At 71.7% G+C, this 23,543-nt stretch carries 28 protein-coding genes; 6 read left to right on the top strand and 22 right to left on the bottom strand.

The window, feature by feature from the left end; all coding sequences use genetic code 11:
* Positions 1 to 3: 3 nt before the first annotated feature.
* Positions 4 to 621, bottom strand: a complete 618-nt coding sequence (locus LQ222_RS20350; protein WP_230168680.1) for a hypothetical protein — start codon at positions 619 to 621, stop codon at positions 4 to 6.
* 107 nt (positions 622 to 728) lie between these two features.
* On the opposite strand from LQ222_RS20350, the gene LQ222_RS20345 reads away from it, so the two are divergent.
* Positions 729 to 1,937 (top strand): MFS transporter, encoded by a 1,209-nt coding sequence (locus LQ222_RS20345; RefSeq protein ID WP_230168679.1) that lies wholly within the window; start codon positions 729 to 731, stop codon positions 1,935 to 1,937.
* Here the strand turns inward: LQ222_RS20345 and LQ222_RS20340 are convergent.
* From LQ222_RS20340 to LQ222_RS20315, 6 genes are read right to left on the bottom strand one after another with little or no spacing between them, the layout of a single operon-like run.
* Positions 1,924 to 2,868, bottom strand: a complete 945-nt coding sequence (locus LQ222_RS20340) for a tripartite tricarboxylate transporter substrate binding protein (protein ID WP_230168678.1) — start codon at positions 2,866 to 2,868, stop codon at positions 1,924 to 1,926. The two genes, LQ222_RS20345 and LQ222_RS20340, sit on opposite strands and share 14 nt — an antisense overlap.
* A gap of 1 nt (position 2,869) precedes the next feature.
* Entirely contained in the window at positions 2,870 to 3,736 is an 867-nt protein-coding gene (locus LQ222_RS20335) for a hypothetical protein (RefSeq protein WP_230168677.1), read from the bottom strand.
* A complete protein-coding gene (locus LQ222_RS20330) occupies positions 3,733 to 4,491 on the bottom strand; it encodes an MBL fold metallo-hydrolase (RefSeq protein ID WP_230168676.1) in 759 nt (252 codons plus the stop codon). The genes LQ222_RS20335 and LQ222_RS20330 overlap by 4 nt, the downstream gene beginning before the upstream one ends.
* Positions 4,492 to 4,520: 29 nt before the next feature.
* Positions 4,521 to 5,534, bottom strand: a complete 1,014-nt coding sequence (locus tag LQ222_RS20325) for a cytochrome d ubiquinol oxidase subunit II (RefSeq protein ID WP_230168675.1) — start codon at positions 5,532 to 5,534, stop codon at positions 4,521 to 4,523.
* Positions 5,531 to 6,874, bottom strand: coding sequence for a cytochrome ubiquinol oxidase subunit I (locus tag LQ222_RS20320; RefSeq protein WP_230168674.1), 1,344 nt, complete (start codon positions 6,872 to 6,874; stop codon positions 5,531 to 5,533). The genes LQ222_RS20325 and LQ222_RS20320 overlap by 4 nt, the downstream gene beginning before the upstream one ends.
* A gap of 6 nt (positions 6,875 to 6,880) precedes the next feature.
* Complete coding sequence (locus tag LQ222_RS20315) at positions 6,881 to 7,444, bottom strand: GbsR/MarR family transcriptional regulator (RefSeq protein WP_230168673.1); 564 nt, start codon at positions 7,442 to 7,444, stop codon at positions 6,881 to 6,883.
* Between the two features lie 186 nt (positions 7,445 to 7,630).
* Here LQ222_RS20315 and LQ222_RS20310 point away from each other — a divergent pair, with 186 nt between their 5' ends.
* Positions 7,631 to 8,599 carry a tripartite tricarboxylate transporter substrate binding protein gene (locus tag LQ222_RS20310; protein ID WP_230168672.1) on the top strand — a complete coding sequence of 323 codons (969 nt, stop codon included), beginning with the start codon at positions 7,631 to 7,633 and terminating at the stop codon, positions 8,597 to 8,599.
* Between the two features lie 2 nt (positions 8,600 to 8,601).
* Here the strand turns inward: LQ222_RS20310 and LQ222_RS20305 are convergent, their stop codons facing one another.
* A complete protein-coding gene (locus LQ222_RS20305; RefSeq protein WP_230168671.1) occupies positions 8,602 to 8,820 on the bottom strand; it encodes a hypothetical protein in 219 nt (72 codons plus the stop codon).
* A 44-nt stretch (positions 8,821 to 8,864) separates the two neighbouring features.
* Positions 8,865 to 9,347 carry a peroxiredoxin gene (locus LQ222_RS20300; RefSeq protein WP_230168670.1) on the bottom strand — a complete coding sequence of 161 codons (483 nt, stop codon included), beginning with the start codon at positions 9,345 to 9,347 and terminating at the stop codon, positions 8,865 to 8,867.
* A 134-nt stretch (positions 9,348 to 9,481) separates the two neighbouring features.
* On the opposite strand from LQ222_RS20300, the gene LQ222_RS20295 reads away from it, so the two are divergent.
* Together LQ222_RS20295 and LQ222_RS20290 are read left to right on the top strand one after the other, a co-directional pair.
* The gene (locus tag LQ222_RS20295; RefSeq protein WP_230168700.1) at positions 9,482 to 10,072 is read left to right on the top strand and encodes a YqgE/AlgH family protein; all 591 of its coding nucleotides are present in this window, start codon (positions 9,482 to 9,484) and stop codon (positions 10,070 to 10,072) included.
* Positions 10,073 to 10,083: 11 nt separating this feature from the next.
* On the top strand, positions 10,084 to 10,425 hold the full coding sequence (locus LQ222_RS20290; RefSeq protein ID WP_230168669.1) for a DHCW motif cupin fold protein: 342 nt from the start codon (positions 10,084 to 10,086) through the stop codon (positions 10,423 to 10,425).
* A 165-nt stretch (positions 10,426 to 10,590) separates the two neighbouring features.
* Here the strand turns inward: LQ222_RS20290 and LQ222_RS20285 are convergent, their stop codons facing one another.
* Genes LQ222_RS20285 through LQ222_RS20275 form a run of 3 tightly spaced genes read right to left on the bottom strand, consistent with a single transcriptional unit; the run spans position 10,591 to position 12,856 of the window.
* The gene (locus LQ222_RS20285; RefSeq protein ID WP_230168668.1) at positions 10,591 to 10,944 is read right to left on the bottom strand and encodes an MmcQ/YjbR family DNA-binding protein; all 354 of its coding nucleotides are present in this window, start codon (positions 10,942 to 10,944) and stop codon (positions 10,591 to 10,593) included.
* Positions 10,941 to 11,801, bottom strand: coding sequence for a TIGR01459 family HAD-type hydrolase (locus LQ222_RS20280; RefSeq protein ID WP_230168667.1), 861 nt, complete (start codon positions 11,799 to 11,801; stop codon positions 10,941 to 10,943). The genes LQ222_RS20285 and LQ222_RS20280 overlap by 4 nt, the downstream gene beginning before the upstream one ends.
* Entirely contained in the window at positions 11,801 to 12,856 is a 1,056-nt protein-coding gene (locus LQ222_RS20275) for a quinone-dependent dihydroorotate dehydrogenase (RefSeq protein WP_230168666.1), read from the bottom strand. Before LQ222_RS20275 ends, LQ222_RS20280 begins: the two co-directional genes overlap by 1 nt.
* 104 nt (positions 12,857 to 12,960) lie before the next feature.
* On the opposite strand from LQ222_RS20275, the gene LQ222_RS20270 reads away from it, so the two are divergent.
* On the top strand, positions 12,961 to 13,833 hold the full coding sequence (locus LQ222_RS20270) for a DMT family transporter (protein ID WP_230168665.1): 873 nt from the start codon (positions 12,961 to 12,963) through the stop codon (positions 13,831 to 13,833).
* Here the strand turns inward: LQ222_RS20270 and LQ222_RS20265 are convergent.
* Genes LQ222_RS20265 through LQ222_RS20255 form a run of 3 tightly spaced genes read right to left on the bottom strand, consistent with a single transcriptional unit; the run spans position 13,806 to position 14,955 of the window.
* Positions 13,806 to 14,162: a DUF952 domain-containing protein gene (locus tag LQ222_RS20265; protein WP_230168664.1), complete on the bottom strand. Its 357-nt coding sequence runs from the start codon at positions 14,160 to 14,162 to the stop codon at positions 13,806 to 13,808. The genes LQ222_RS20270 and LQ222_RS20265 overlap by 28 nt on opposite strands.
* A 26-nt stretch (positions 14,163 to 14,188) precedes the next feature.
* Entirely contained in the window at positions 14,189 to 14,623 is a 435-nt protein-coding gene (locus tag LQ222_RS20260) for a cell wall hydrolase (protein ID WP_230168663.1), read from the bottom strand.
* Complete coding sequence (locus LQ222_RS20255) at positions 14,620 to 14,955, bottom strand: hypothetical protein (RefSeq protein WP_230168662.1); 336 nt, start codon at positions 14,953 to 14,955, stop codon at positions 14,620 to 14,622. The genes LQ222_RS20260 and LQ222_RS20255 overlap by 4 nt, the downstream gene beginning before the upstream one ends.
* 84 nt (positions 14,956 to 15,039) lie before the next feature.
* Between LQ222_RS20255 and LQ222_RS20250 the strand changes: the two genes are divergently transcribed.
* Positions 15,040 to 15,261, top strand: coding sequence for a hypothetical protein (locus LQ222_RS20250; RefSeq protein WP_230168661.1), 222 nt, complete (start codon positions 15,040 to 15,042; stop codon positions 15,259 to 15,261).
* A gap of 51 nt (positions 15,262 to 15,312) precedes the next feature.
* Here LQ222_RS20250 and terL read toward each other — a convergent pair whose 3' ends face one another.
* From terL to LQ222_RS20215, 7 genes are all read right to left on the bottom strand, one after another.
* Positions 15,313 to 16,761, bottom strand: coding sequence for a phage terminase large subunit (gene terL, locus LQ222_RS20245; RefSeq protein WP_374202179.1), 1,449 nt, complete (start codon positions 16,759 to 16,761; stop codon positions 15,313 to 15,315).
* Complete coding sequence (locus LQ222_RS20240) at positions 16,736 to 17,044, bottom strand: hypothetical protein (protein WP_230168659.1); 309 nt, start codon at positions 17,042 to 17,044, stop codon at positions 16,736 to 16,738. The genes terL and LQ222_RS20240 overlap by 26 nt, the downstream gene beginning before the upstream one ends.
* Complete coding sequence (locus tag LQ222_RS20235; RefSeq protein WP_230168658.1) at positions 17,041 to 19,320, bottom strand: phage tail fiber protein; 2,280 nt, start codon at positions 19,318 to 19,320, stop codon at positions 17,041 to 17,043. Before LQ222_RS20235 ends, LQ222_RS20240 begins: the two co-directional genes overlap by 4 nt.
* 191 nt (positions 19,321 to 19,511) lie before the next feature.
* Positions 19,512 to 19,952 carry a hypothetical protein gene (locus LQ222_RS20230; RefSeq protein ID WP_230168657.1) on the bottom strand — a complete coding sequence of 147 codons (441 nt, stop codon included), beginning with the start codon at positions 19,950 to 19,952 and terminating at the stop codon, positions 19,512 to 19,514.
* Positions 19,952 to 21,829 (bottom strand): hypothetical protein, encoded by a 1,878-nt coding sequence (locus LQ222_RS20225; protein ID WP_230168656.1) that lies wholly within the window; start codon positions 21,827 to 21,829, stop codon positions 19,952 to 19,954. Before LQ222_RS20225 ends, LQ222_RS20230 begins: the two co-directional genes overlap by 1 nt.
* Before the next feature lie 3 nt (positions 21,830 to 21,832).
* The gene (locus LQ222_RS20220; protein ID WP_230168655.1) at positions 21,833 to 22,402 is read right to left on the bottom strand and encodes a hypothetical protein; all 570 of its coding nucleotides are present in this window, start codon (positions 22,400 to 22,402) and stop codon (positions 21,833 to 21,835) included.
* 104 nt (positions 22,403 to 22,506) lie between these two features.
* Positions 22,507 to 23,340, bottom strand: a complete 834-nt coding sequence (locus tag LQ222_RS20215; protein WP_230168654.1) for a phage capsid protein — start codon at positions 23,338 to 23,340, stop codon at positions 22,507 to 22,509.
* Between the last annotated feature and the right edge of the window lie 203 nt (positions 23,341 to 23,543).

Below are 23,543 nucleotides of genomic sequence, written 5' to 3'. Positions count from 1 at the left end.
GCGTCAGGGCATCCGGTCGTGCAGCGCGGAGCTGATCACGCCGGTATTCGGCCGCCCATCCGTGCGCGACGCCGCCGAACCCGTGACCGACAGCACGCGCGGCGCGGTCGCGCGGGTGAAGTTCGCCGCCACGTAGGTCAGCGTGCCGAAGGGGCGCTCGCCGGATGAGCGGTGCGGCGCGGCGGGCGGTGTCCAGCCCGGCATGAGCTCGGTGCCGCGCGCGATGATCTGCGCGGTGCCGTCGAGGAACGCGTCGTGGTCCACCCCTTCCGCCGTCAGGCCGCATTGGCCGCCGGGCTCGATGGTGCTGAGGCGGTACCGGCCGTGCTGGCCGTCGATCAGCCAGCCTGCGGTCTCGCGCACCCGGTCGTTGCCGCGCAGCTGCCCCGCGGGCAGGCCGGAGGCGGCCTGGCCCAGCACGCGCGCCACGGCGGCGGGCACGGCCTCGCCGCTCACCGCCGAGGCCAGGCAGACGGATTGGAAGATGCCCAGCACCTCCTGCGTCAGGGCCCGCGACACTGCCGCGGTGTCCGGGCGCGGCATGGCCTGCGCCAGCGCCAGGGCCGGCGCGGCGGCCAGCATCGCGGCGAGCAGCAGCACGCGCCTTGTGCGGTGGGTCATCGCGTCGTCTCCGTCAGCGACGGCCAGTGCAGCACGCGCGACGGCGGCGTGGCCAGCCCTTGTCGCCGCGCGTGGTCGCGCGGAGACTGAGCGCGGGAAGGAACCGCATGACGGACGCCGACAGCGTCGAGACCCGCCAATCCTGGATCATCGCCATCACTGCCGTGACCATGCTGGCGCTGGCCGCGGGCGCGCCGTTGACGGTGGTGATCGGCCTGGTGCCGATCAGCGAGACGCTGGGCGGCGGGCGGTCACTGCCTTCGCTCGCGACATCGCTGGCGTATCTGGGCACCGGCGTGGGCGGCGTGATGTGCGGGCTGCTGGCGGCGCGATTCGGGCAGCGCGTGGTGGCGATGATGGGCGGCGCGGCGATCCTGGGCGGGCTGGCGCTGGCCTCGCTCGGGCAGGGGTGGTCGCTGCTGGCGGGGCTGGGGCTGGGTGTCGGGCTGTTCGGCAATGGCGCGTTGTTCGCGCCGATGGTCGCGTATGTCTCGCTGTGGTTCGACCGGCGGCGCGGCACGGCGCTCGCGCTGGTCTCGTCGGGCCAATATGTCGCGGGGTTCGTCTGGCCCTTCGTGTTCGAACGATCGATCGCGGCCTACGGCTGGCAGGCGACGATGCTGGCCTATGGCGTCTTCGCTGCGACGGTCGTGATCACGCTGGCGGTGCTGGTGGTGCGGCCGGCGCCGATGCCCACCGGCACGGCGGCGATGCGCGTGGTGCCCGGGCAGCGCGTGCTGGGCATGGCGCCCAATGCCGCGCAGGCGCTGCTGGCGATCGCGTCCTTCCTGTGCTGCGTGCCGATGGCGATGCCGGCGGCGCATCTGGTGGCGTTCTGCGGGGACCTGGGCATCGCGGCGTCGCGCGGGGCGGCGATGCTGTCGGTGCTGTTGCTGTCGGCCTTCGTGGCGCGGCAGTTCTGGGGCTGGTTGTCGGACCGCATCGGCGGGTTGTGGACGGTCTTCGCCGGATCCTGCGCGCAGGTCGCGGGCATGCTCGGCTTCCTGGCCACGCAGGACGAGGCCGGGCTGTTCTTCGTCGCCGCCGCCTATGGCCTGGGGTTCGGCGGCATCATCCCGGCCTATGTGTTGACGGTGCGCGAGAAGTTCCCGGCCATCGAGGCATCCTGGCGGGTGCCCGCGCTGCTGTTCCTCAGCCTGTCCGGCATGGCCTTCGGCGCCTGGCTGGCGGGCGCGATCTACGACGCGGTGGGGTTCTACGCGGCGGCCTGGTGGGCGGGCATCGCGGTCAACATCGTGCAGCTGGCGCTGGTGGGGTTCCTGATCCAGCGCCAGCGCGCCGTCAGTCGGCCCTGATGTTCGCTTCCTGCACGATGCGCGCCCAGCGCGGGAGTTCGGCCGCGACCAGCGCGGTATAGTCCGCCGGCGTCATCCGGTTGGGCGTGGTGCCGAGGTCGGTCAGGCGTTGCGCCATGGCCGGCGTGGCGAGTGCGGCCACCAGCGCGGCATTGATGCGCGCGGCCACCGCCGGGTCCATCCCCGCCGGGCCGGACAGGCCGAACCAGTTGTTCGCCTCCAGCGTCGGGAAGCCCAGTTCCTTGAAGGTCGGCACGTCGGGCCAGCGCGTCGCGCGTTCGGCGCTGGTGATCGCCAGCAGCCGCAGGCGTTCGTTGCGCCCGATATCCGCGACGGCGGCGATCACGCCCTCGGTCTGCCCGCCGATGACGTCGGTCACCGCCGGCGCGGCGCCGCGATAGGGCACGTGGGTCAGTTCCACGCCGGCGGCGCGCGCCAGCATCTCGGTCTTGGCGTGGCCGGTGGTGCCATTGCCGGAGGAACCGACGCGCACCGCGCCGCGCTGCGCGCGCGCCGCGTCGATGAACTGCGCCAGCGTGGCGAAGCGGCCGGCGGCGGAGACGCCCAGCGCGCTCGGCACCGCCGCGATCAGGCCGATATGCGTGAAGTCGCGCAGCGGGTCATAGGGCATGGCGCGGTTCACCGCGGCGCCCACGCCATGCGAGGCGATGTTGGAGATCACCAGCACGCCGGCATCGGCGGGCGCCTTCGCCGCCACGTCGGAGCCGATCATGCCGCCGGCGCCGGGCCGGTTCTCCACCACCACGGTCTGGCCGAGGCGCTGTTCCAGCTCCGGCTGCACCAGGCGCCCGAGCAGGTCCACGGTGCCGCCCGGCGGAAACGGCACGATCAGGCGCAGCGGCCGCGCCTGCGCGCGCGCGGGCAGCGCGGGGGCAACAAGGGTCGCGGCGAGCAGGGAGCGTCGGCGCATCTCAGGCGGTCTCCTTGGCGGGAAGCGGAAGGTCGATGGCGGGCTTGCGTCGCGCCGCCAGCATCGCGATGGCGTCCTTCATGCGCGCCAGCGCCTCGGCCACGGCGGCGGGGCCGTCGATGACGCAGCCCTGGCAGGGGCAGATCCGGTCGACCACCCGGGCGGCGAAGATGGCGTCGAGGTCGGCCAGGATCGGCGCCGGGTCGATGCCGACCAGCCAGTCGAACTTCGCCGAGAGCATCCGCGCGATGTCATCAGCCACGATCGGCGCTTCGCCCGGCGCGCGGACCAGCGGCGCATCGGGCGTGGGGCGCGTCAGGAAGCCGAAGGATTCGCTGGTGAACAGCGTGCGCGTCGCGTGTTCGTAGAACCAGTTGGTGGCGAGCAGGCGCAGCTGCACGCGCAGCGGCTCCAGGCGCAGCCGCCCGGCCTCGACCACCTGGCCGACATCGATGCGGATGGCGCGGACCGGGGCCATGGCCTCGATGCGCGCATGGGCTTCGTCGGCCTCGATGATGCCGGCGAGGTCGAGCGGATTGAGCGCGCCGACATACGGCACCTCGGTGATGCCGAAGCGTTCCACCAGGGCGCGCAAATTCGCCATGCAGTCCTGTTCGCGCCGCGTGTTCATCATGCGCCGGCGCGTCGTGCCCGCGATGGTCTGCGCGAGCGCGGCCTCGATCGCGGGCCAATGCAGCGGCAGGCCGGTGTCGATCACCATCCACTCCGCCCCGTCGCCCAGGGCATAGGCGCTGATCGGCAGGTAGCCGGGCAGGCCGGGCGGGATCCACGAGACCGGCCGCGCATCGGCGCGCAGCCAGCCGGTCGCGGCAGCGAGCGTGCCGGGAATGATGGTGTGCAGCGTCATGCCGCGAGGCCGGCCTTGAACAGCGGCATGAGATCGAAGGGCCGGTCCACCACCGCGCCATGCGCGCTGCACAGCAGGCGCGGCTGCAATTGCGCCAGCAGCGCGTCCATCGCGGCGAAGCTGCCGGTGCTGTCGGTGAAGCGCGGCCAATGCAGCGCCTTGGCGTTGAAATCCTGCATCAGCGGGATGTCGGGCGGTGCGATCTCGCTGGTGAAGTGGTCGGATTGTCCGGGCGTATGCGGATGGAAGCAGGCGCAGGCATCCGACAGGAACAGGATGCGGTCCTTCGGGTCCCAGCCCCACAGGCTGTCGGGCAGGTCGCGCCAGATGGCGGGCAGGAAGGCGAAGGCGCGATCGCCCAGGTCGATCGTGTCGCCCGGCGCCACCTGCCGGAAGCGATGCGCGAAATCGGGCAGGTAGAGATGCCAGTCGCGCATGTCGCCCACCGCCAGCGCATCGGGCCATTTGCGCAGCCAGCGTTCCAGCAGCCCGGCATGCGGCAGTTCGCCATGCGTCGGGAAGACGAAGTCGATCGGGCGGTCGCCCATGAAGGCGGCGATGTCGCGCTCGACCTGCGCGGCATGCATCGGGTGGCCGGTGTCGACCAGCACCGACGCCCGCGACCCCTTCAGCAGGAAGCATGAATAATGCGCGAGGTAGCCCGGCACGGAGGCGATGATGCACCCGCCCGTCCACAGGCAATCGGGCGTGATCAGGCGCGGCAGGGCGCCGCTGCGGGCGAAGTCGGTGGTCATGGCAGCATCGTGCCATGACCAGGCGGCGCCTAGTAGTAGGTCAGGTCGCGCGCCTTGCCGCCGAAGATGCGCCACGCCAGCACCGTGTATCCAAGGATCACGGGCAGGACGAAGATCGCGCCTGCCAGGATCAGCGACAGGCTCTCCGGCGCGCTGGCCGACTGCCAGATGGTCAGGCGTTCCGGCACCACATAGGGGAAGAACGACCAGGCGAGCCCCGCGAAGAACAGCGAGAACAGCGCCACCGCGCCCCAGAAGGGCAGCCGCCGCAACGCATCGTCCGGGAAGGGCATGTGCTTCAGCAGGTTGCCCACCCCCAGCAGCAGCGCGGCGGTCACGATCGGCAGCGGTGCCAGCAGGAAGACCTCGGGGAAGGAGAACCAGCGTTCGAAGATGCGCGGGCTGACCAGCGGTGTCACGGCGCTGACCAGCAGGATGCCCACGCCCAGCGGCCAGATCGCCAGCCGCGCCCAGCCGATCGCCTGGCGCTGCAGTGCGCCCTCGGTGCGCCAGATCAGCCAGGCCGCGCCGATGAACGCATAGGCGATGGCAAGGCCGACCGCCGACATCGCGGCGAAGGCGGTCGCGGCCCAGCCCTCGGCGAAGCCCAGCACGTAGTGGCCGAGCATCCAGCCCTGCGACAGCGCCGCCGTGACGGATCCCGCCACGAAGGCGTGGTCCCAGCGCCGCTTGGTCTTCAGGTCATGCGCCTTGGCGCGGAATTCGAAGGCCACGCCGCGCAGCGTGAGGCCGACCAGCATGATCGCGACGGGCAGGTACAGCGCCGTCAGGATCACGCCATGCGCCGAGGGGAAGGCCACCAGCAGCAGGCCCACGCCCAGCACCAGCCAGGTCTCGTTCGCGTCCCAGAAGGGGCCGATCGCGGCGATCATGCGGTCGCGGTCGGCTTCCTCATGCACGCGCGGCAGCAGGATGCCCACGCCGAGGTCGAAGCCGTCGAGCACCACGTAGAACAGGATCGACAACGCCATCAGCCCGGCGAAGATCACCGGCAGCCATTCGGGCGGCAGGAAGGGGGTCATGCCACGGCCTTCGGCGTCGGCATGACGCTGCCGGGCATGGCCTCCGCGATGCGCCCGCGCGCGGCGAGGCGGTAGATCGTGCCGATATAGGCCGCCAGCAGCAGCACGTAGATCACCAGGTACATGACCAGCGTCGTGCCGATGCTGGCCGCCGGCACCGGACCCGCGGCCTGCGCGGTGGTCAGCACGCCGGTCACCAGCCAGGGCTGGCGGCCGATCTCGGTGACGTACCAGCCGGCCAGCGTCGCGACCCAGCCGGAGAAGGTCATGCCGACCAGGCCCCACATCATGATCCGCGGCAGCGCGCCGCGCCGCCACAGGAACCACGCGCCGACCAGGCCGAAGGCGATCATCAGCAGCCCGGTGCCGACCATGATGCGGAAGCCGAAGAACACCGGGGCCACAGGCGGGTGGTTGCCGCGGAACTGGTTCAGGCCGGGAACCTCGCCGCGCAGGCTGTGCGTCAGGATCAGGCTGGCGCCATAGGGGATGGCGATCTCGAAGCGGTTCTCGCGCGCCGCCTCGTCCGGGATGGCGAACAGCAGCAGCGGCACCGAGCCCTGCGTTTCCCAATTGCCCTCCATGGCGGCAACCTTGGCCGGCTGGTGTTCAAGCGTATTGAGCCCATGCGCGTCGCCCAGGAAGGCCTGGATCGGGCCGCCCACCGCGGCCATCACGATGCCGGTGCGCAGCACCGCCAGGACCGATGGCGCACGGTCCCCGCGCAGCCAGCGCCAGGCCGAGATGCCGGCCAGCAGGAAGGCGACCGTCAGCGTGCTCGCCATCAGCATGTGCGACAGGCGATAGGGCATGGACGGGTTGAACACGATGGCGAACCAGTCGGTCGCGTGTGCGACGCCCTCGCGCATCTCGAAGCCCTGGGGCGTGTGCATCCAGGAATTCAGCACCAGGATCCAGAAGGCCGACATGGTGGTGCCGAAAGCGACCAGCACGGTGGCACCGGTGTGGACCCAGCCCGGCACGCGCTTCCAGCCGAACAGCATGATGCCCAGGAAGGTGGCTTCCAGGAAGAAGGCCGTCAGCACCTCGTAGGCCAGCAGCGGCCCGGCGATGTTGCCCACGCGCTCCATGAAGCCCGGCCAGTTCGTGCCGAACTGGAAGGACATGGTGATACCCGAGACCACGCCCATCGCGAAGGACAGTGCGAACACCTTCACCCAGAAGCGGTAGGCGTCCATCCACTTGTCGTCGCCGGTGGCGTTGAAGCGCAGCTTGAAGAACAACAGCACCCAGCCCAGCGCGATGGTGATGGTGGGGAACAGGATGTGAAAGGAGATGTTCGCCGCGAACTGGATGCGGGCGAGAATGAGCGCGTCCATCGGTGTTCAGCCTTCCTTGCGTCCACGGACCAGGCCCACGACCTTGTCCTTCGCATCGAGCAACTTGGTGACGCGCGCGCCCAGCGCCAGCAGCGCGGTCATGCGTTCGGTCTCGAGGCGCTTCACGTCGTCGTACCAGGTGGTCAGGCGTTCGATCAGCCCGTGCATCTCGGCCATGCGGGCCTGGGCGTGGCGTTCCTCGGCGCTGCCGGGGGCGAGCATGAGCAATTCGCGCAGCACCGACAGGGTGGGGTCGACCTCGCGCTTCTTCCGTTCTTCCGCCAGCGTCCGCAGGATCTGCCAGACATCGTCGGGCGTGGTGAAATGGTCGCGCCGGTCATCGGGGATGTGGCGCAGCAGCACCAGGTTCCACGCCTGCAATTCCCGCAGCCCCATCGACACGTTCGAACGCGACACGCCCAGCGCCTCGACGATGTCGTCGGCATTGAGCGGGCGCGGCGACACGTACAGCAGGGCATAGATCTGCCCGACCGTGCGGTTGATGCCCCAGCGGGAGCCCATTTCGCCGAAGTGCAGGACGAAGGACTGGATCAGCGGCGGAAGATTCATGCCATGCCCGTGATTTCAGAACTTTCTGAAATTTAGAGCCACGCTTGATCCAGATCAAGCCCCGACGGCGCCCTGCCCATCGCGCAGGCACCGCCGGGCGCCGGCCACCAGAAACCTGCCGCATCCCCGCTTGCGCGCCCCGCGCGGCACGCCATGCTGCTCTCCAGCCTGCCGAGGAGACCCCCAATGATCAGCCGCCGCGCCCTGCCCGCCCTCGCCGCCGGCCTTGCCACGCCGGCCCTGGCGCAGCCCGCCTGGCCCAGCCGCAACATCCGCCTGGTGGTGCCCTACCCGCCGGGCGGCGCGTCCGACATCGCCGGACGGCTGCAGGCGGAGGCGCTGCAGGCCGCCCTGGGCGTGCCCTGCGTGGTGGACAACCGCTCCGGCGCGGGCGGAACCGTGGGCACGCTGCACGTCGCGCAGTCGGCGCCCGATGGCTACACGGTGATGATGGCCTCGCCGTCGTCGCATCTCGGCGCGCCGCTGCTGTTCCGCAACGCCGGCTATGACGGCGTGGACGACTTCACCGCCATCGCCACCTTCGCCACCGGCACCGCCATCTGCTGCGTCAACAACGCCGTGCCGGTGCGCAACATCCAGGAGCTGGTGGCCTATGCGAAGGCCAATCCGGGCAGGCTGAACTACGGTTCGGCCGGGGCGGGCGGGGCCAACCACATGCTCGGCGTGCTGTTCATGCTGCGCACCGGGACCGACCTGACCCACGTGCCCTATCGCGGCGCGGCGCCGGCGCTGGCGGACCTGATCGCCGGCAACATCCAGGTGGTGTTCGACAGCTATTCGGGCGTGATCGGCGCCATCCGCGCGGGGCAGGTGCGCGCGCTGGGCGTGACCAACCCGACGCGCTGGCCGCTGGCGCCCGACATGCCGACCGTGCAGGAACAGGGGGTGCCGGATTTCGACCTGCCGTCATTCTCGGCCGTCATGGGGCCGAAGGGCATCCCGGAGCCGATCGTGCGGCGCATGAACGAGGCGATCAACACCGGGCTGCGCGACGCGTCGATGATCCGGCGCCTGGATGCCAACGGCAACGTGCCATTCCCGTCCACCCCGGCCGAGTTCGAGGCGCTGATGCGCGCCCAGCGCGGCACCTGGCGGGACCTGGTGCGCGTCTCCGGCGTGCAGCCGGAGGGCTGAGGTCAGGACAGGCCGGTGCGCCGCAGGTTGCGGCGCACGCGGCTGCGCGTCGGGCGGATGGCGGCCGCGGCCACCGCCGCCGGATGCGCCCCGCTGGCCGCGGCGAATCCCGCCGCGATCGCGCCATCGACGAAGGCGCGCTGCTTCTCCGCCACCATGCGGGCCAGGGCCGGGCCCGCGGATTCAGGCTCCGCCCACAGCGCCAGGCTGCGGCGGAGCATCACGGACTGCGCTTCCGCGAGGAAGCGCCAGGCGTCGAAGGGGGTCAAAGCGCGGCGAGGACCGCCTGACCGCTTGACACCTCGAAGGCGCCGGGGGCTTCGACCGCGACGTGCGTGACCTTGCCGTCCTTCGCCACCAGCGCGAAGCGCTGCGAGCGCACGCCCAGCCCGCGCGCCGTCAGGTCGAATTCCAGGCCCATCGCCTTGGTGAAGGCGGCCGAGCCGTCGGCGATCATCACCACCTGGTCGGCGATGCCCTGGTCCTTGGCCCAGGCGCCCATGACGAAGGCGTCGTTGACCGACATGCAGGCGATCGCGTCGACGCCCTTGGCCTTCAGCGCGTCGGCGTTCTGCACGAAGGACGGCAGGTGCTTGGCCGAGCAGGTCGGCGTGAAGGCGCCGGGCACGCCGAACAGCACGACGGTGCGGCCCTTGAAGAACTCGACGGTGTCGAGCTCCTTGGGGCCCTCGGCGGTGGCCTGCATCACCTTCACCGCCGGAATGGCGTCGCCAACACTGATCGGCATGTCGATCTCCTCGCTTGTCCGGCTGATGTAGCGCGGGCCGGCAAGCCTGTCATGGGGCGGGTCGCCGTGCGGGCAGCCGCGATGGCGCATCGGGGCGGCTTGCGGGACCGGGGAGGCTGCGCCAAGTGAGGGTGATGGCCTCCTCCTCCCTCCCCGCGCCGGAGCCCGCCGAGGGCTACCTCGCCGGCCACCTGCTGATCGCGATGCCGGGCATGCAGGACCCCCGCTTCGACCACAGCGTGGTGTGCCTGTGCGCCCATTCGGCCGATGGCGCGATGGGCGTGATGGTGAACCGGCCGCTGGCGGGCATGATGTTCGACGACCTGCTGCGGCAGCTGAAGGTCGAACCGCTGCCCCCGCAGCGGCGCATCCGCATGGTCTCGGGCGGGCCGGTCGAGAGCGGGCGCGGCTTCGTGCTGCACACCGACGACTGGACCACCGAGGGCAGCCTGCATTTCACGCCCGGCCTGACGCTGACCGTCAGCACCGACATCCTGACCGCCCTGGCCGCCGGCGGCGGGCCGCGCGACGGGGTGCTGGCGCTGGGCTATGCCGGATGGGGCCCCGGCCAGCTGGAGGACGAGATCCAGCGCAATGCCTGGCTCAGCGTGCCGGCCGACCAGGCGCTGGTGTTCCGCGAGGATCTCTCCCGCAGCTGGGATGCCGCGCTGGCCAAGCTGCGGATCGACCCGGCGCTGCTGTCCGGCAGCGCCGGCCACGCGTAGGGGCAGTTCCGATGCAGATGGCCGCGATCCCCTTCGACACCACCGACTGGTCGTCGGTCGAACCGACGCGCCATGCGGGCGACGTGGGCGAGGCGCTGTGGCGCACCCGCCAGGTCGGCCCGGCGGAGAACCCGATCCGCGTGCGGATGGTGGAATATTCGCCCGGCTACGTCTCCGACCACTGGTGCCAGAAGGGCCATGTGCTGCTGGTGCTGGAGGGCGAGCTGGAGACCACGCTGGCCGATGGCCGCGTCTTCACGCTGACGCCCGGCATGTCCTACCAGGTGGCCGATGGCGCGGAGGCGCATCGGTCGCGCACCGCCAAGGGCGCGAAGCTGTTCATCGTGGACTGAGGCGTTTTCGCGCGCCACGCCGCCCCGAGACCCTGGCCTTCACGAGCACCGCGACCCGACCGCATGACGTCTTCCGATCGGGATCGGCTCCGGCGATGCCGGCGCGGGACATCGCTGCCGTGGCGGTCGTCCCGCGCGGCCTTGGCGCACCGATCGCGATGCGCTTCACTCGGGCAGTGTCGCCGCCAGCCGCTTGGGTGCCGTCATGCGCCAGGACCGGCGCACCAGCGCGGCCACCTCCTCCCATGCCACGCCGGCATCGAGGACCACGCCGATCCAGCCCTTGTGGCCGACATAGGGCGGCACGAAGAAGCGCTGCGGCGCGGCCTCGACCAGCATCCCCTGGATGCCCGGCGGCGCCTTGCACCACAGCGCGGCCTCCGGCGTGTCGGTCGTGGACCACATGCAGAAGATGCGGTCGCGGATGCGCCAGGTGGCGATGCCCCAGGTCTCGCGTTCCTCGGCCTCCGGCAGCGCGAGGCAGATCGTCCGCAGGCGCGTGATCGCCCGCTGGTTCACCAGCGCAAGGACCGCAATGCGGCGATCGGCTGCACGCCTTCCTGACGCGCCACGGCGGCGAGGTAGGCCGCGTCCGGCGCCTCGCCATGCGCATCCGCCGCCAGGCCGGTCAGCGCCCACAGCGAATCGAGCCCGGCCGCCTGCGCGCCCGCCAGGTCGGTATGCGGGCTGTCGCCGATCGCCAGGACATGCGCGCGCTGCGGATTGCCCATCAGCTCCAGTACGGGGTCATAGACCTCGGGATCGGGCTTGCCGATCTCGCGCACCGCGCCGCCGAGCTCGAGGTAGATATCGGCCAGCGCGCCGGCGCAGATCACCTTCTGCCCCGCCACCATCACCGCGCGGTCGGGGTTCACGCAGACCATGGGCAAGGCAAGCGCGGCACAGGCCGCCAGCACCGCGCGGTAGGGGTCGGGGCTTTGCGGCCCGCGCTGGTCGTCCGGGCCGGTATTGAGCAGGAAATCGGCATCCTTCGGCGCGCTGACGATCTGCGCCACGCCGTCCTCGACCACCGAGAGGTCGCGCTCCGGCCCGATATGCACGCAGCGCCGGCCGAGCCCGGCGAAGAAGGGATCATGGCGATGGCGCAGGTGGTGCCAGGACACCTCCCCCGAGGAGACGATGCCATCGTAAAGGCCGCGGTCGAGGCCCATGCGGTCGAGCATGCCGGCCACCACATGCGCGCGGCGCGGCGCATTGGTCAGGAACACCACCGCCTTGCCGCGCGCCTTCAGTTCGGCCAGCGCCTCCGGCACGCCCGGATAGGGCTTGCGCCCGTCATGCACGACCCCCCAGAGGTCGAGCACATAGCCGTCGTAGCGATCGGCGATCGCGGCGATGCCGTCGAGAATCTCCATCACGCATCCTTCCCGACCGCGTCGTTGACCGACGCGAAGCCATCGCGCTTCAGCAGCGCGGCAAGGCCATCGGCGAGTCGCCGCGGCATCGCCGGACCAGCATAGGCGAAGCCGGTATAGACCTGCACGAGCGAAGCCCCGGCGCGGATCTTTGCCAGCGCCTGCGCGGCTGTCGCGATGCCGCCGACACCCACCAGCACGAGGCGCCCGCGCGCGATGCGGAACACCTTGCGCAGCACCTCGGTGGACGGGTCGAACAACGGCTGGCCAGACAGCCCGCCCGCTTCCTTCGCGTGTGGCGAACGCAAGGGCGGTCGCGCGATGGTTGTATTGGACACGATCAGCCCCGCCACCCCGCGCGTGAGGCACGCCGTCACGATCGGCGCCAGCGCATCGTCCGCCAGGTCGGGCGCGATCTTGACCAACAGCGGCGGCGTGCGCGCCAGCGTCGCGCGCGTGGCGGCGATGGCATCGAGGATGGCGGCGAGCCTTTCCTCGCCCTGCAGGTCGCGCAAACCGGGCGTATTCGGGGAGGAGACATTCACCGTCACGTAGTCGGCAAACGGCGCGACGGCGGCATAGAGCCCGGGGTAGTCGCGCTCGGGATCCGCACCTTCCTTGTTGATGCCGATATTGGCGCCGAACACGGCGGGGCGATCCGCCGGCAGGTCGCGCAGCCGCGCGACATAGCCATCCAGCCCGCCATTGTTGAAGCCCATGCGGTTGATCACCGCGGCATCCTCGGCCAGCCGGAACAGGCGCGGGCGGGGATTGCCCGGCTGCGGGCGGGGCGTGACGGTGCCGGCCTCGACGAAGCCGAAGCCCAGGCGCATCAGCGGCGCCACCGCCACCGCATCCTTGTCGAAGCCGGCGGCCAGGCCGATCGGGTTGCGGAAGCGCAGGCCCAGCGCATGGGTTTCCAGCACCGGGTCGTCGCGGCCGGAATCGCGCCCGGCCAGGCCGGCGGCCAGCGCCTTCAGCGCGATCCCGTGCGCGGTCTCGGCATCGAGGCCGCGCATCAGCGGCATGAGGGCGGAAGCGATGGAGGGGGTCATGGCGCGCCCTTGTGCCCCGGCCCGGCGCGTCACGGAAGCCCGGTTGACGCGCCCCGCCCCGCCCGGCCAGAACCCACGCCACACACGGCAGAACGAAGGACAGGGTGCGGGGCCCGCTGTACATCGTCGCGGCCATGGGGCTGTTCGCCCTGCTGGACGCGAATTCCAAGCTGCTGTCCGGCACCTATCCGGTCGCGCAGGTGGTGGCGATCCGCTACGCGGCGCTGCTGCTGGTGCTGTTCGCGGCGCGTGCCGCGGCACCGGGGCTCGGCGGTCGGCTCGATACCGCGCATCCCTTCCTGCACCTGATGCGCGCGGCCTGCATGATCGGGTCGGGCGTCGGCTTCTTCCAGGCGCTGCGCACCATCCCGCTGGCCGAGGGCTACCTGGTCTATTTCACCGCGCCCTTCATGACGCTGGGCCTGGCGGCGCTGGTGCTGCGCGAACGCACCGGGCCGGCGGTCTGGGCGTGGTCGCTGCTGGGCTTCGCGGGGGTGGCGCTGGCGATGTGGCCGGGGCTCTCGGCGGAGGGGCCGTGGGGGGCCTACCTGTGGGCCTTCGGCGCCACGGTCTGCTACGCGGCGGTGCTGACCATCAACCGCCTGCTGCGGCACGAGACCGGCGCCGCGGCGCTGATCCTGTGGTCGTCGCTGCCGGGGCTGCTGGTGCTCTCGCCCTTCGCGGCGACGGGATGGGTGGCGCCGGGCCTGGCGGATTGGCTGGCGCTGGCGGCGAACGGGCTGCTGGCGGGCGGGGCGACGGTGTGCCTGGCCATCGCCTTCCGCCATGATTCGGCGGCACGGCTGGCGCCGCTGGAATTCAGCGCGCTGGTCTTCGCCGTCGGGCTCGACCTGCTGGTCTGGCAGGTCTGGCCGACCGGCTGGACGCTGGGGGGTTCCGTCGTCGTGGTCTTCGCCCTGGTGATGAGCCAGCGCGCCGCGACGCGCGTTCAGGGAATGCCCGCGGGAAAGACGTGACGCCCATCGGCGCCGAGCGGCACCGCCACGGCGCGCATCACGGCCGCGATCGGCAGCGCCGCGTACAAATGCGGAAACAGCCCGGGCCGCGACCCGCCGGCGGCGGGTTCCCAGCGCAGCGCATCGCCCAGCACCGCGGCATCGGCTTCCACCATCACCAGGTCCGGCACGCCGGCACGATGCTTGGCGGCGGATGCGCGCAACTGCGCCGCGGTCGAGAAATGCAGGAAGCCGTCGCGCGCATCATCCGCGCTGCCGGCATAGGCACCGGTGGCTTCCGCCGCGCGCCATTCCGCCGCGCGGACCAGGGTGTAGATCAGGCGTTCCATCGGCCGGGTGTAGCGCGCCTGGTCGCTCAGGTCAGGTCCTCGGCGCGGTAGAAGCACAGGCCGCCGATCTCCGCCGCCGCCGGCCGCCCGAGCGCCCAGCCCGGCAGCACCGCCGCGTCATGGACATGCGTGGCGCCCGCGGTGGGGTCGGGCAGGGCGCCGGCGAGCGCACGCGCGGCAATGCGCCGGCAGATCGCCAGCGCGGCGTCGCCCGGCGGGATCTCGCGCAGCCGCGCGTGGCGCGGATGGTTGCGGTTCCAGCAGGGGAACTGGAAGGGCGCGCGGCACACGCCGGCCACCCCCATGCCCCAATGCGGCACGCCGGCGCGCACGCGGTTCATCACCAGCGCGGCCAGCGCCTCGATGGCGCGGACGGGGCGGTCGGCGGCCTCGCCCCACAGGGTCAGGGCCAGGGTCTCGGCGGCGGCCTCGCGCGGGCCGACATGCAGGGCGGCGCTCATTCCCGGTCCTCCATGCGGCGCGCCGCCTGGGCCACGGCGATGCCCGCACGGGTCACGCCGTCGATCTTCTCCTCGATCCGGACCAGGTGGTCGGCGATGCGGCGATCCAGGTCGCGGATCAGCGACAGCGGGACATAGGTGCGCGCCACCTCGATCTTGAACTGCGCGAGGTCCTCGCGCGTGCGGCTCAGCGCATCGGAATCGCGCTGGTCGCCGCGCTCGATGCGGTCGTTCACGTCCTTGCGCAGGCCATGGATCATGTAGAACAGCGCGGCGACGATGGGTGCCTCGATGGCGGTGATCCACCAGGTGGGTTCGATCTGGATCGGCATTCTCTGAACTGCCTTCTGCTGGAACCTTGAAGGGAAGCGGCCGCCGGCCCACCCTGGGGACATCTCCGGAGTGACCGCGCCGCGATGTGGAACGAGCCGTATCTCGAAACCTGCTGCCGTTCGGCGCTGCACCGGCTGACGCTGGTCGGCCCGCATGGCCGTCCGCCGGGGCTGAAGGACGGGCCCTGCCTGAACCGGCTGACCTCGATGGGCCTGGCGCAGCCGCGCGAGGATGGGCGCTTCGAGATCACCGATGCCGGGCGTGACCGGCATCGCCACGAGATCCTGAAGCGCCGGGCGGCCTAGGCACCGCTGCGGCGCCTGCACGCAATGGCCGCCGGCTGAGCGGAAGGCGCCCTACGCACCGCGCCAGGATGGGCGCGGCACCGGCCGCACCCCGCGCACCAGGCGCACCGGCTCGGCCAGAAGGCAGCCCGCCACCGCATCCAGCGCATCGTCGCGCGCGCCCGGCGCGCCGGGCCGCCATTCCGCCATCTCGGCCGCGAAGGGCGTGCGGAACACGCTCTCATGCGCATGCAGCCGCCGCGCCGCCAGCGCGGGCTCGAGCGCCGCGAGGATGCGGTCCTCCTTGGCCCGCGTGCTGGCGTGCTCGATCACCTGGCAGGCGACGCCGGCCGGGCCGAGCTCGCGCCGCAGCAGCGCCGGCAGGAACTTGCCGAGGCCATTGGTCTCGACCCGCACCATCGGCAGCAGCAATTCGCCCAGCAGCGCCGCCACCTTGCGGCATTGCTGCGTGGCGGGGTCGATGGGCGAGGACGGGTCATGCGTGAGGTAGCCGAGCCGATGCAGGAAGAACCGCCCCTCGCCATCCGAGAAGCAGCAGGCCAGCACCGAGGCATCGCCCGACCCCGGCCGGCCATACGCCGGGTCCCAGAAGGCGCCGCCGGAGACCAGGCGATGGCCCAGCAGCGTCAGCACGCCCCTGCCCTGCGCCTCCCGGTAGTCGGGTTCGTCGCCGTAGCGGATGATGGCAGCGGGATCGAGCCGCACCGCGCTGGCCGCGACGGGCTGCAGCAGCATCTGCCGATGGAATTGCAGCGGGCCGACGCGCTCGCGCAGCGCGGCGATCGCCTCGCGCGGGAAGCGTTCGGGCCAGGCGGAGGCACCCGCCGCATTCATCACCGGCACCGCGAGGCGCCGGTAGCCGCGCAGGAAGGCACCATCCTCCCTGGGGTCGCGATAGAGGCTGTCCTCGGTATGCGGCGTACCGACGAACAGGATGGTGCCGCCGGGGGTGAGGATGAATTCCGCCTCCGCCAGGCGCTCGCGCAGTTCGGCGCGCTTGCCGGGCGTGTCGCAATTGCCCGCGACTTCAACGTCATCGCAGACGATCACCTCGGCGCGCGACCCGGTGACATTGCCGCCGATGCCCTGCGCCATCATGGATGGATCGCGCAGCGCCCCATCCCGCGCCACCGTGAAGCGGTCTGACGCCCAGGATTCCGCGCCCTCGGGGATCAGGTGCCGGCACAGCGGATGGCGTTCGACGATGCGCCGCACCGTCGCGACCATCTTCACCGCCAGCGGCGCATCGGCGGCCAACACCAGGATGCGCGTCTCCGGCGTCCGCGCGAGCTGCCAGGCGCACCACAGCCCGACCAGCGTGGACTTGCCGCAGCCGCGGAAGGCCATCAGCAGCAGGCGCGTCTCGCCGGCGGCCTGGCGCGCCTCCAGCCAACGCGCGATGCGGCGATGGACCGGCGGCGTCTCCATGCGCTGCCGCCGGTTCCACACCCAGGCGAATTCGAGGAAGCCCGCATCAGCATTGCTCCTCACCGGCGTCATCCTCCTGGAACTGCGACAGCGCCTCGCGCGCCTCGATGACCATGATCGCGGCCTCCTCCGCCTCGGCCGGCGCGGCACCCACGCTGCGCGCGAGCTTCACCAGCGCATCGAGATGCGCGAGCGCGGCCTTGCAGGCGGCGTGGTGGGCCGTGAACGCCTTGGCGTCGTCGCCGGTGCCGGGCTCCGGCCCGCAGCGCACGAAGCCGAGGTAGCTTTCCGCCACCAGGTCCATCGCGCTGCGCAGGTCGGGGCCGCGAACCACCGGCTCGCGACGGCCCGTCATGCCTTCACCACGCGCGCACGCACGGTGCCGGCGCCCAGGTCGATCGCCACCGCCGAGCGGTTCCAGGCGGTGACGGTGACGACATCCGTCGCCCCCACCTGCGCCAGGAACACCACGCCCGAGGTGGCCAGCGTGAAGGCCGCCGAGGCGAAGTCGCCGGGCCGCGCGCCGGGCAGCGTCACGTTCACCTGCGCGATGGCGCCGGCGGCGATGGAGGGCGGATCCCAGGCGGCCTCCGCCACCAGCTCGCGCCCGCCATGCGGCAGGCCCGGCTGCGCGAACAGCAGCGGCGGCGCGAACAGCGGATCACACGCCAGGCGGATGGCGCGCACCTCGTAATCCGCGCCGATGCGCGCCACGCCGATGATGGCATAGGCGACATTGGCCGCGAGCCGCACCACCTGCGGGCGGGTGAAGGTGGCATCCGCCATGTCGGCCGACCCCTGCCACCAGCGCGCCGCGGCGTTCCAGACCATCGACTGGCCCGACGCACGCACCAGCGCCGTGCCGGTGTCGCTCAGCAGGTTGCGCGCGGCATCGAAGCACTGCACGACAAGCCGCGGCGCATCCGCATCGACCGCGAGGGCGAATTCGCGGCAGGTCCGCGCATCCACCACGAAGCCGAGCCCGCGCCCGCCGGTCAGCACCACGCCGTCATTGCTGAAGCCGTAGCTGTCCAGCGCCGCGAAGGCGAAATCCGCCAGCGTGCCCGGCGTGCCCGCGACGTTGGTGGACAGGCAGGCGAGGCGTTCGAAGCCCCATTCGGTGTTCGACCAGCGGATGCGCGCGGCGCGCAGGTTCGACACCGACGCGACCTCGCGCGATGCCTCGCGGAACGCCGCGGCCTGGTGGGAGGCGCGCACCACGGCGCCGACGCGCGTCGCGGTGTCGGTGTAGTCGACCTCCACCTGGTAGGTCTGGCTCGCCCAGGCCACTTCGTAGATGTGGTCCTGCGCCGCGCCGGTGTGCCGCGCGACGAAGGGCGAGCAGCCCTCCATGCGCAGCGCGCGCGCCCAGACCGACCGGCTGTTGACCTCGATCAGGAAGGGAATGCCGCTGATCGGGCGGCCCTCGGCCTGCAATTCGAAGCCCGGCCCGTCGAAGACATGGCGGTTGTGCGAGACATAGGCGCCCGGTGCGGCGGAGAAGCGCACGCCATAGCGGTCCTTGTCCGGATAGACCGTGCTGCCGAGCGCGAAATGCCCGCCATAATAGCGCACGGAGGTGTTCCACGCGCCCGCCGTCTCGGTGCGGACATCCAGGCCGATCCTGTTGTTCACGATGCGGCCGAGCATCAGCGTGCTGTCCTCGAAGCCGCGCTCGACGCCCAGCGTGCGCACGCCGATGGTGAAGCCTTCCACCTGGCGGATCTCGACGAAGGATGCGTCGAGGTTGCGCATCACCAGGCCGATGTCGGCCTCGTCATCCCAGGAGGAAATGCTCGCGCGCAGCACGCGCAGCCCCTCGTAGCGCTTGGCGGCGTTGCGCACCGCCGCGCCGTCGCCGAGCGTGAGCGCGGTCTGTCCCGCCGGCCCGGCATAGATGATTGCGCCGTGCATGATGAGGCCCGCGGCACCGCCGCCCAGCACCAGCGGCTGGGTGGAGCGGAAGGATCCCTCGCCGATCTCGAGCACGCGCCCCGATGCCGCCGCGGCGGCCATGGCGGCGGCCAGCGCCGGGCCGTCATCGGTCACGCCGTCGCCGGTAGCGCCGAAGTCGCGCGCGGTCAGGCGTTCGCCCAGCTTGTCCTCGACCATGCGCGGCACGCCGCCAGGATACGGCACGCCGAGGGACTGCGTGCCGCGGTCGAAGACCGTGACATTGCCGACGGAATCGAAACCCAGCACGCGGTTGGCGCGCGCCCCGCGCAGCGGCAGCACCAACGCGCCGCCATCGGCGGGATCGAGCCGCACCGTGCCCGACACCTCGTCCGCCACCTGCTGGATGGCGGCGACCTGGTAGTCCAGCTCGTCGTTCAGCGCGCGGGCACGCAGGATGCCGTTGTCCTGGAAATCGGTGGCGCGCGCGATCTTGAGGCGACGACGCAACGTGACGCGCGTGCCCGCCGCCGGCGGCTCCGCCAGCGTGACGGTGCCGCCCTCGGATGCGCCGGCGCCCGCGATGGTCGCGCCGCCGAGCAGCACCGCGCCGTCCAGGCGGATCTCGAGGTCGGCCTCGTCGAAGATCGGGAAGGGGAAGGTGAAGTCGGCGAGCGATCCGTCCGCGACATACTGCACACGCGGCGCGACATCGCCGATCGTGATGTGTTCGGCCATGATGTCCTCGATGTCTTGAAGGGGTGGGGCGGCCGACGCCGGCCGGAACTGGACGCAGAAGCGGTTCGCGGCCTTGCCGCGAGCCGAGAGCGCAAGGCGCGACCGCGCCCAGACCATCCGTCGCCGCCAGCGCACCAGCGCATGGCGCGCAGGCAAGCCGGCCGTACGGCCGGCGCCCGCCGCCTGAGGGATCAATCCAAAAGCGATCGCACCGCACCGCCGAGCGTCTGCCCGGCGCGCAGGAAGGAACTGAGGCTGCCATCGGGCGTGAGCAGCGACCGTCGCCCGGCCGCGAGCCGCGCGCCGGTGACCGCCGCCTCCTCCGCGGCGTCCTGCGCGGCATCGCGCCGCAGGCCGGTGGTCAGCGCGGCGGCCGATCCTTCGTCCGGCGCGACGCCGCCGGCGGCGAGCCGCGCGCGGGCCGAGGCGATGGTGCGCGCCAGGCGATCCTGCCGCTCGCGGTCCTGGACGGCGGATTGCACCGCGACCTGGTCCTGCTGCGCGGCCTGTTGCGCGCGCAGGTTCTCCTCCTGCGCGCGCGCGGTGGCCTGCTGCTGCTGGCCCTGGCGGACCTGGCCAAAGACGGCGAGGCCCGTGCCGGCGAGCGAGGCGAGGGAAGCGAGCTGGGCCATCAGTCGTTCATCCTGATCTCGGTGGTGACGGAAAGCAGCGTCATGGGCAGCGGCGCATCGCCCTCGACGCGCCACAGCGGCCGCAGCCGGTCACGCCGCCAGCCAAGGCCGCGCAGCGTGACGTCGCCGGTGAAGGATGGCGGCGCGGCATCGAGCAGCGAGGTATCCAGCCGGCGGAACGGCACGGCCTCCGCACCGCGGCCGAGGTCGACCGACAGCGCCGATGTGGCGAGCAGCCGGAAGGTCACCGCGACCAGGCGCAGCGGCCCGGTCGCGGCGGCCGAGGGCGTGATGATGTCCGGCGGCAGCGGTTCGACCTCGTGCCGATAGGACAGCCCTATCTGCACGCTGTTCGCTGCCGGGTCGATCACCACGGCGCCGCCGGCGACGGTCGCGGAATCGCGCGGCGCGCCATCGGCGAGCACGCCGACCTCGCGGCCCTCGAGGTACGACAGCCCGCTCCAGGCATCCTGCGGCGCCGGCGCGCTGCCGGTCAGCGCGGCATCGAGCGCGAGCCCGTGTTCGAAGCGCTCCAGCGCGAAGGCGCCGTCGCGTTCCGTCACGACCCATACGGTGCCATCGGATTCCGCCACCGCGCGGAAGGCGCCGGCGGTCTCCTGCCGCGTCCAGGCAGTGACCTGCTCGGCGCGATAGAGCGTGAGCGTGCCGATGCCGCCATCCGCCATGACCATGTGCAGCAGCCGCGCACGCTGGTCATAGGCCATGGAGACCGGCGTCGAGACGATGTGCCGCGCAAGGATCGCGAGGTCGTTCGCCTGATATGCCTGGCTGACATCGGTATAGGCGAATTCGTGCACGCCCTGCCCGCCACGCGCGACGAAGACCGTCGCGCCGTCCACATCCACCGGCGGCACCAGGCGATCGACAGGCGAACCCACGCGCGTCTGGCGGTTGAGCTGGATGGAGGAGGGCGTCAGCGGGTCGCCCGTCACCATCCATTCGGCGCCCGAGGTGAAGACCTGCAGATGCCGGCCCGAGAAGACGCCGCGGATCGCGTTCACCTGGTCGGAGACGAGGCCGAAGTCGATCGCCTCGTCATCGAGGCCGCTGCCGGTGTCGAAGTTGAAAAGGTCCCCGGTGCGCGAGAACCACAGCCGGTTCGGCAGGTCGCGCGACCCGCCCACCACCAGGCGGTCCTGGTGGAAGCCGCAGCTCACCGGCCAGCCGCGCGCGTTGCTGAAGGCGGCCTCGTCCCAGTCGGTGGTGGCCGCGGTGCCGGACAGCCCTTCCTCGACCGCGGCATTCACCAGCGTGGCGGACGGCACGGCGGTCACGACCACGCGCTTGCCGCCGATGCGCAGCCGCGCACCCAGGTGGCCCGGCACGAACACGGCCTCGCTCGCGGCGATGGTGATGAAGCCGCCGGTCGCGCTCGGCGTCAGCGCCACGCTGAGGGGGGCGAAGCGGAAGAAGGGCTCGCGCACGAAGGTCCAGGGCGCGATCGTCCAGCCCGACAGCGTGCGCGTGACGCGCTGCGGCAGCATCGCCGGATGCACCAGCAGCAGCGTGTCGGCGGATTGCGTGAAGCCGAGCTGCGGCAGCATCGCCGCGGACCAGGGCCCGGCCAGAGTTGCCACCACCGCATCGCCCTGCAGCACGCGCAGCGCACCGTCGGTCAGCACCATGACGTAGGTCTGCTCGGTATTGAATTCGAAGGGGACCAGGCGCGCCGCGCCCGGCAGGGGCAGCACATGGCGCAGGCCGGGCCGGCGCGTCACGCCGCCGGTCGGCTGGATGAAGACGTTGCGCAGGCGGCGCGCGCCGTTCTCGAAGGCGCGCAGGTCGCCACGGCCGAGGAGTTCGGGGGCCAGTTCACCTGCGGCGAAGCTGGTCTTGGCACGCTTGACGGCGGGCATGGTTCAGCCCCGCACGTCAATGAGGGTGAAGCCTTCGAGCACGCGCGCGCTGGCCTGCTGGCTGTCGGCCTGGCGGGCCTGGCGGAGTTCCGCTTCGGCCAGGCGGAACAGCATCTCGGCGCGCGACGAGTTCTCGGTCAGCGGGATACAGAATTCGGCGGCCAGGCGCGCGACCAGGGCCTGCGCGAAGTACGGCGGGAAGGCGCTCTCGTCGGGGCGGAAGATGTAGGTCAGCGCGACCTCCTGCACGTCGGTGAACAGGCGGTCCTCCTGCAGGCGGTAGACGATGCCGCGCGCACGCCCTGCGGTGCCTGCCGACAGCGCGCGCAGGAAGCCCGCGGGCAGCTGGAAGGCGGCCGAGAAATCGGCGCGCGGCGTGGCGGACAGGCGCGCAAGGGCGGCCTGCGCGGTGGCGAAGGACCACGGGTGGAAGGACAGCAGCGCGTCGCGGATCCCCGGGTAGAGGTTGGCCGCGACCTCGGCCTCGGCCGTGCCTTCGTCGAGCGAGGCGACGGGCTGCGCGCCGATCTTGAGCAGCGCGCGCGAGCAGAGCGCGAGGGCGGAAAGCGCCATCGGTGAACCTCCGGAAAAGGGGATGGGAACCGACCTTCGCGGCCAGTTCCCAAGTGCCAGAAAAAGGAGGGGGGTTCGGGGGGAGTTCCCTCCCCCCGACCTTGCTATTCCTTCGCGCGCATCCGCACGACGCCGGTCGGGTCGATCATCACCGCCCCCTGCGACATCATGTTGTTCACGAAGTGCGCGGCGCGGTCGCCGTGCCAGGTGATGTCGGTCACCACCTCGGACGCCACGGCGTGGCCGACCGCGGTCTTGTGGAAGAAGTAGCAGTAGCGCAGCACGCCGGTCTTGGTCAGGCCGGAATGCGGCATCCACAGCGCGCCGAGCCAGCGCTTGGCCTGCGTGCCCTTCCAGGGCAGCGCGTCGTCGCCCACGTAGTCGCTGCGGGCGAACTCGTCGATCGCGAGCAGCTCGCTCCACTGCTTCCAGCCGACCACCGCGAAGCGGTTGCCGTCATCGGGCACGTCGGCGCCGCCCAGCATCTCGAAGGCCATCAACACCTTCTGCTTGGTGAGGCCATCGGTGTCCGTCAGGCCGGTGCCGGTGCCGGTGGCTTCGGCCGTCGCGGTGTCGAGTGCCGCGACGATCAGCTCATCGGTCTTGCGACCCAGGGCATAGGCGCCGGCGTTCGCGATGACCGTGCGCTCGTCGATGTTGGTCTTGATCTCGTCCAGGCGGTCGATCCACTCGCCGGCGTAGTAGTCCTGCAGGAAGCACTCGGCGTTCGAGTATTCCAGGTTCATCACCGGTACGACGCCGTTGCGCGCCTTGGCGGCGGCAACACCCTTGCCGACGCGCGGGAAGATGGTGGACGCGCCCTTGACGCCGGTCTTGGAGCGCACGGCCGGGCGCAGCTTGCTGCCCTGGCGCTGGTAGGCCTCGGCGACCTCGGCTTCGAACTGCTTCACGAAGGCCTGTTCGATGGTGCCCGACATGCGGGTGCCCTTTCATGATGGATGTGTGCGGGGGGATGCGCCGTGAGCCCGGTTGGCCGCAGAGGGGCCGGGCGTGGCGCGGCCCGCGCGCCCCCGAAGGGGTTGTGCGCGGGCCGGGAACTCACGGGGCGGGCGGCGCGGCCTGGTTCAGGGCGCGCGCGCCCGCCCCGGGCCGCCGCGCGCCAGGCGCGCGGGGCCGCCGG

This window comes from Roseomonas sp. CECT 9278 (assembly GCF_918698155.1).
Classification (GTDB): Bacteria; Pseudomonadota; Alphaproteobacteria; order Acetobacterales; family Acetobacteraceae; genus Neoroseomonas.
This window is presented reverse-complemented; position numbering and strand designations above follow the sequence as displayed.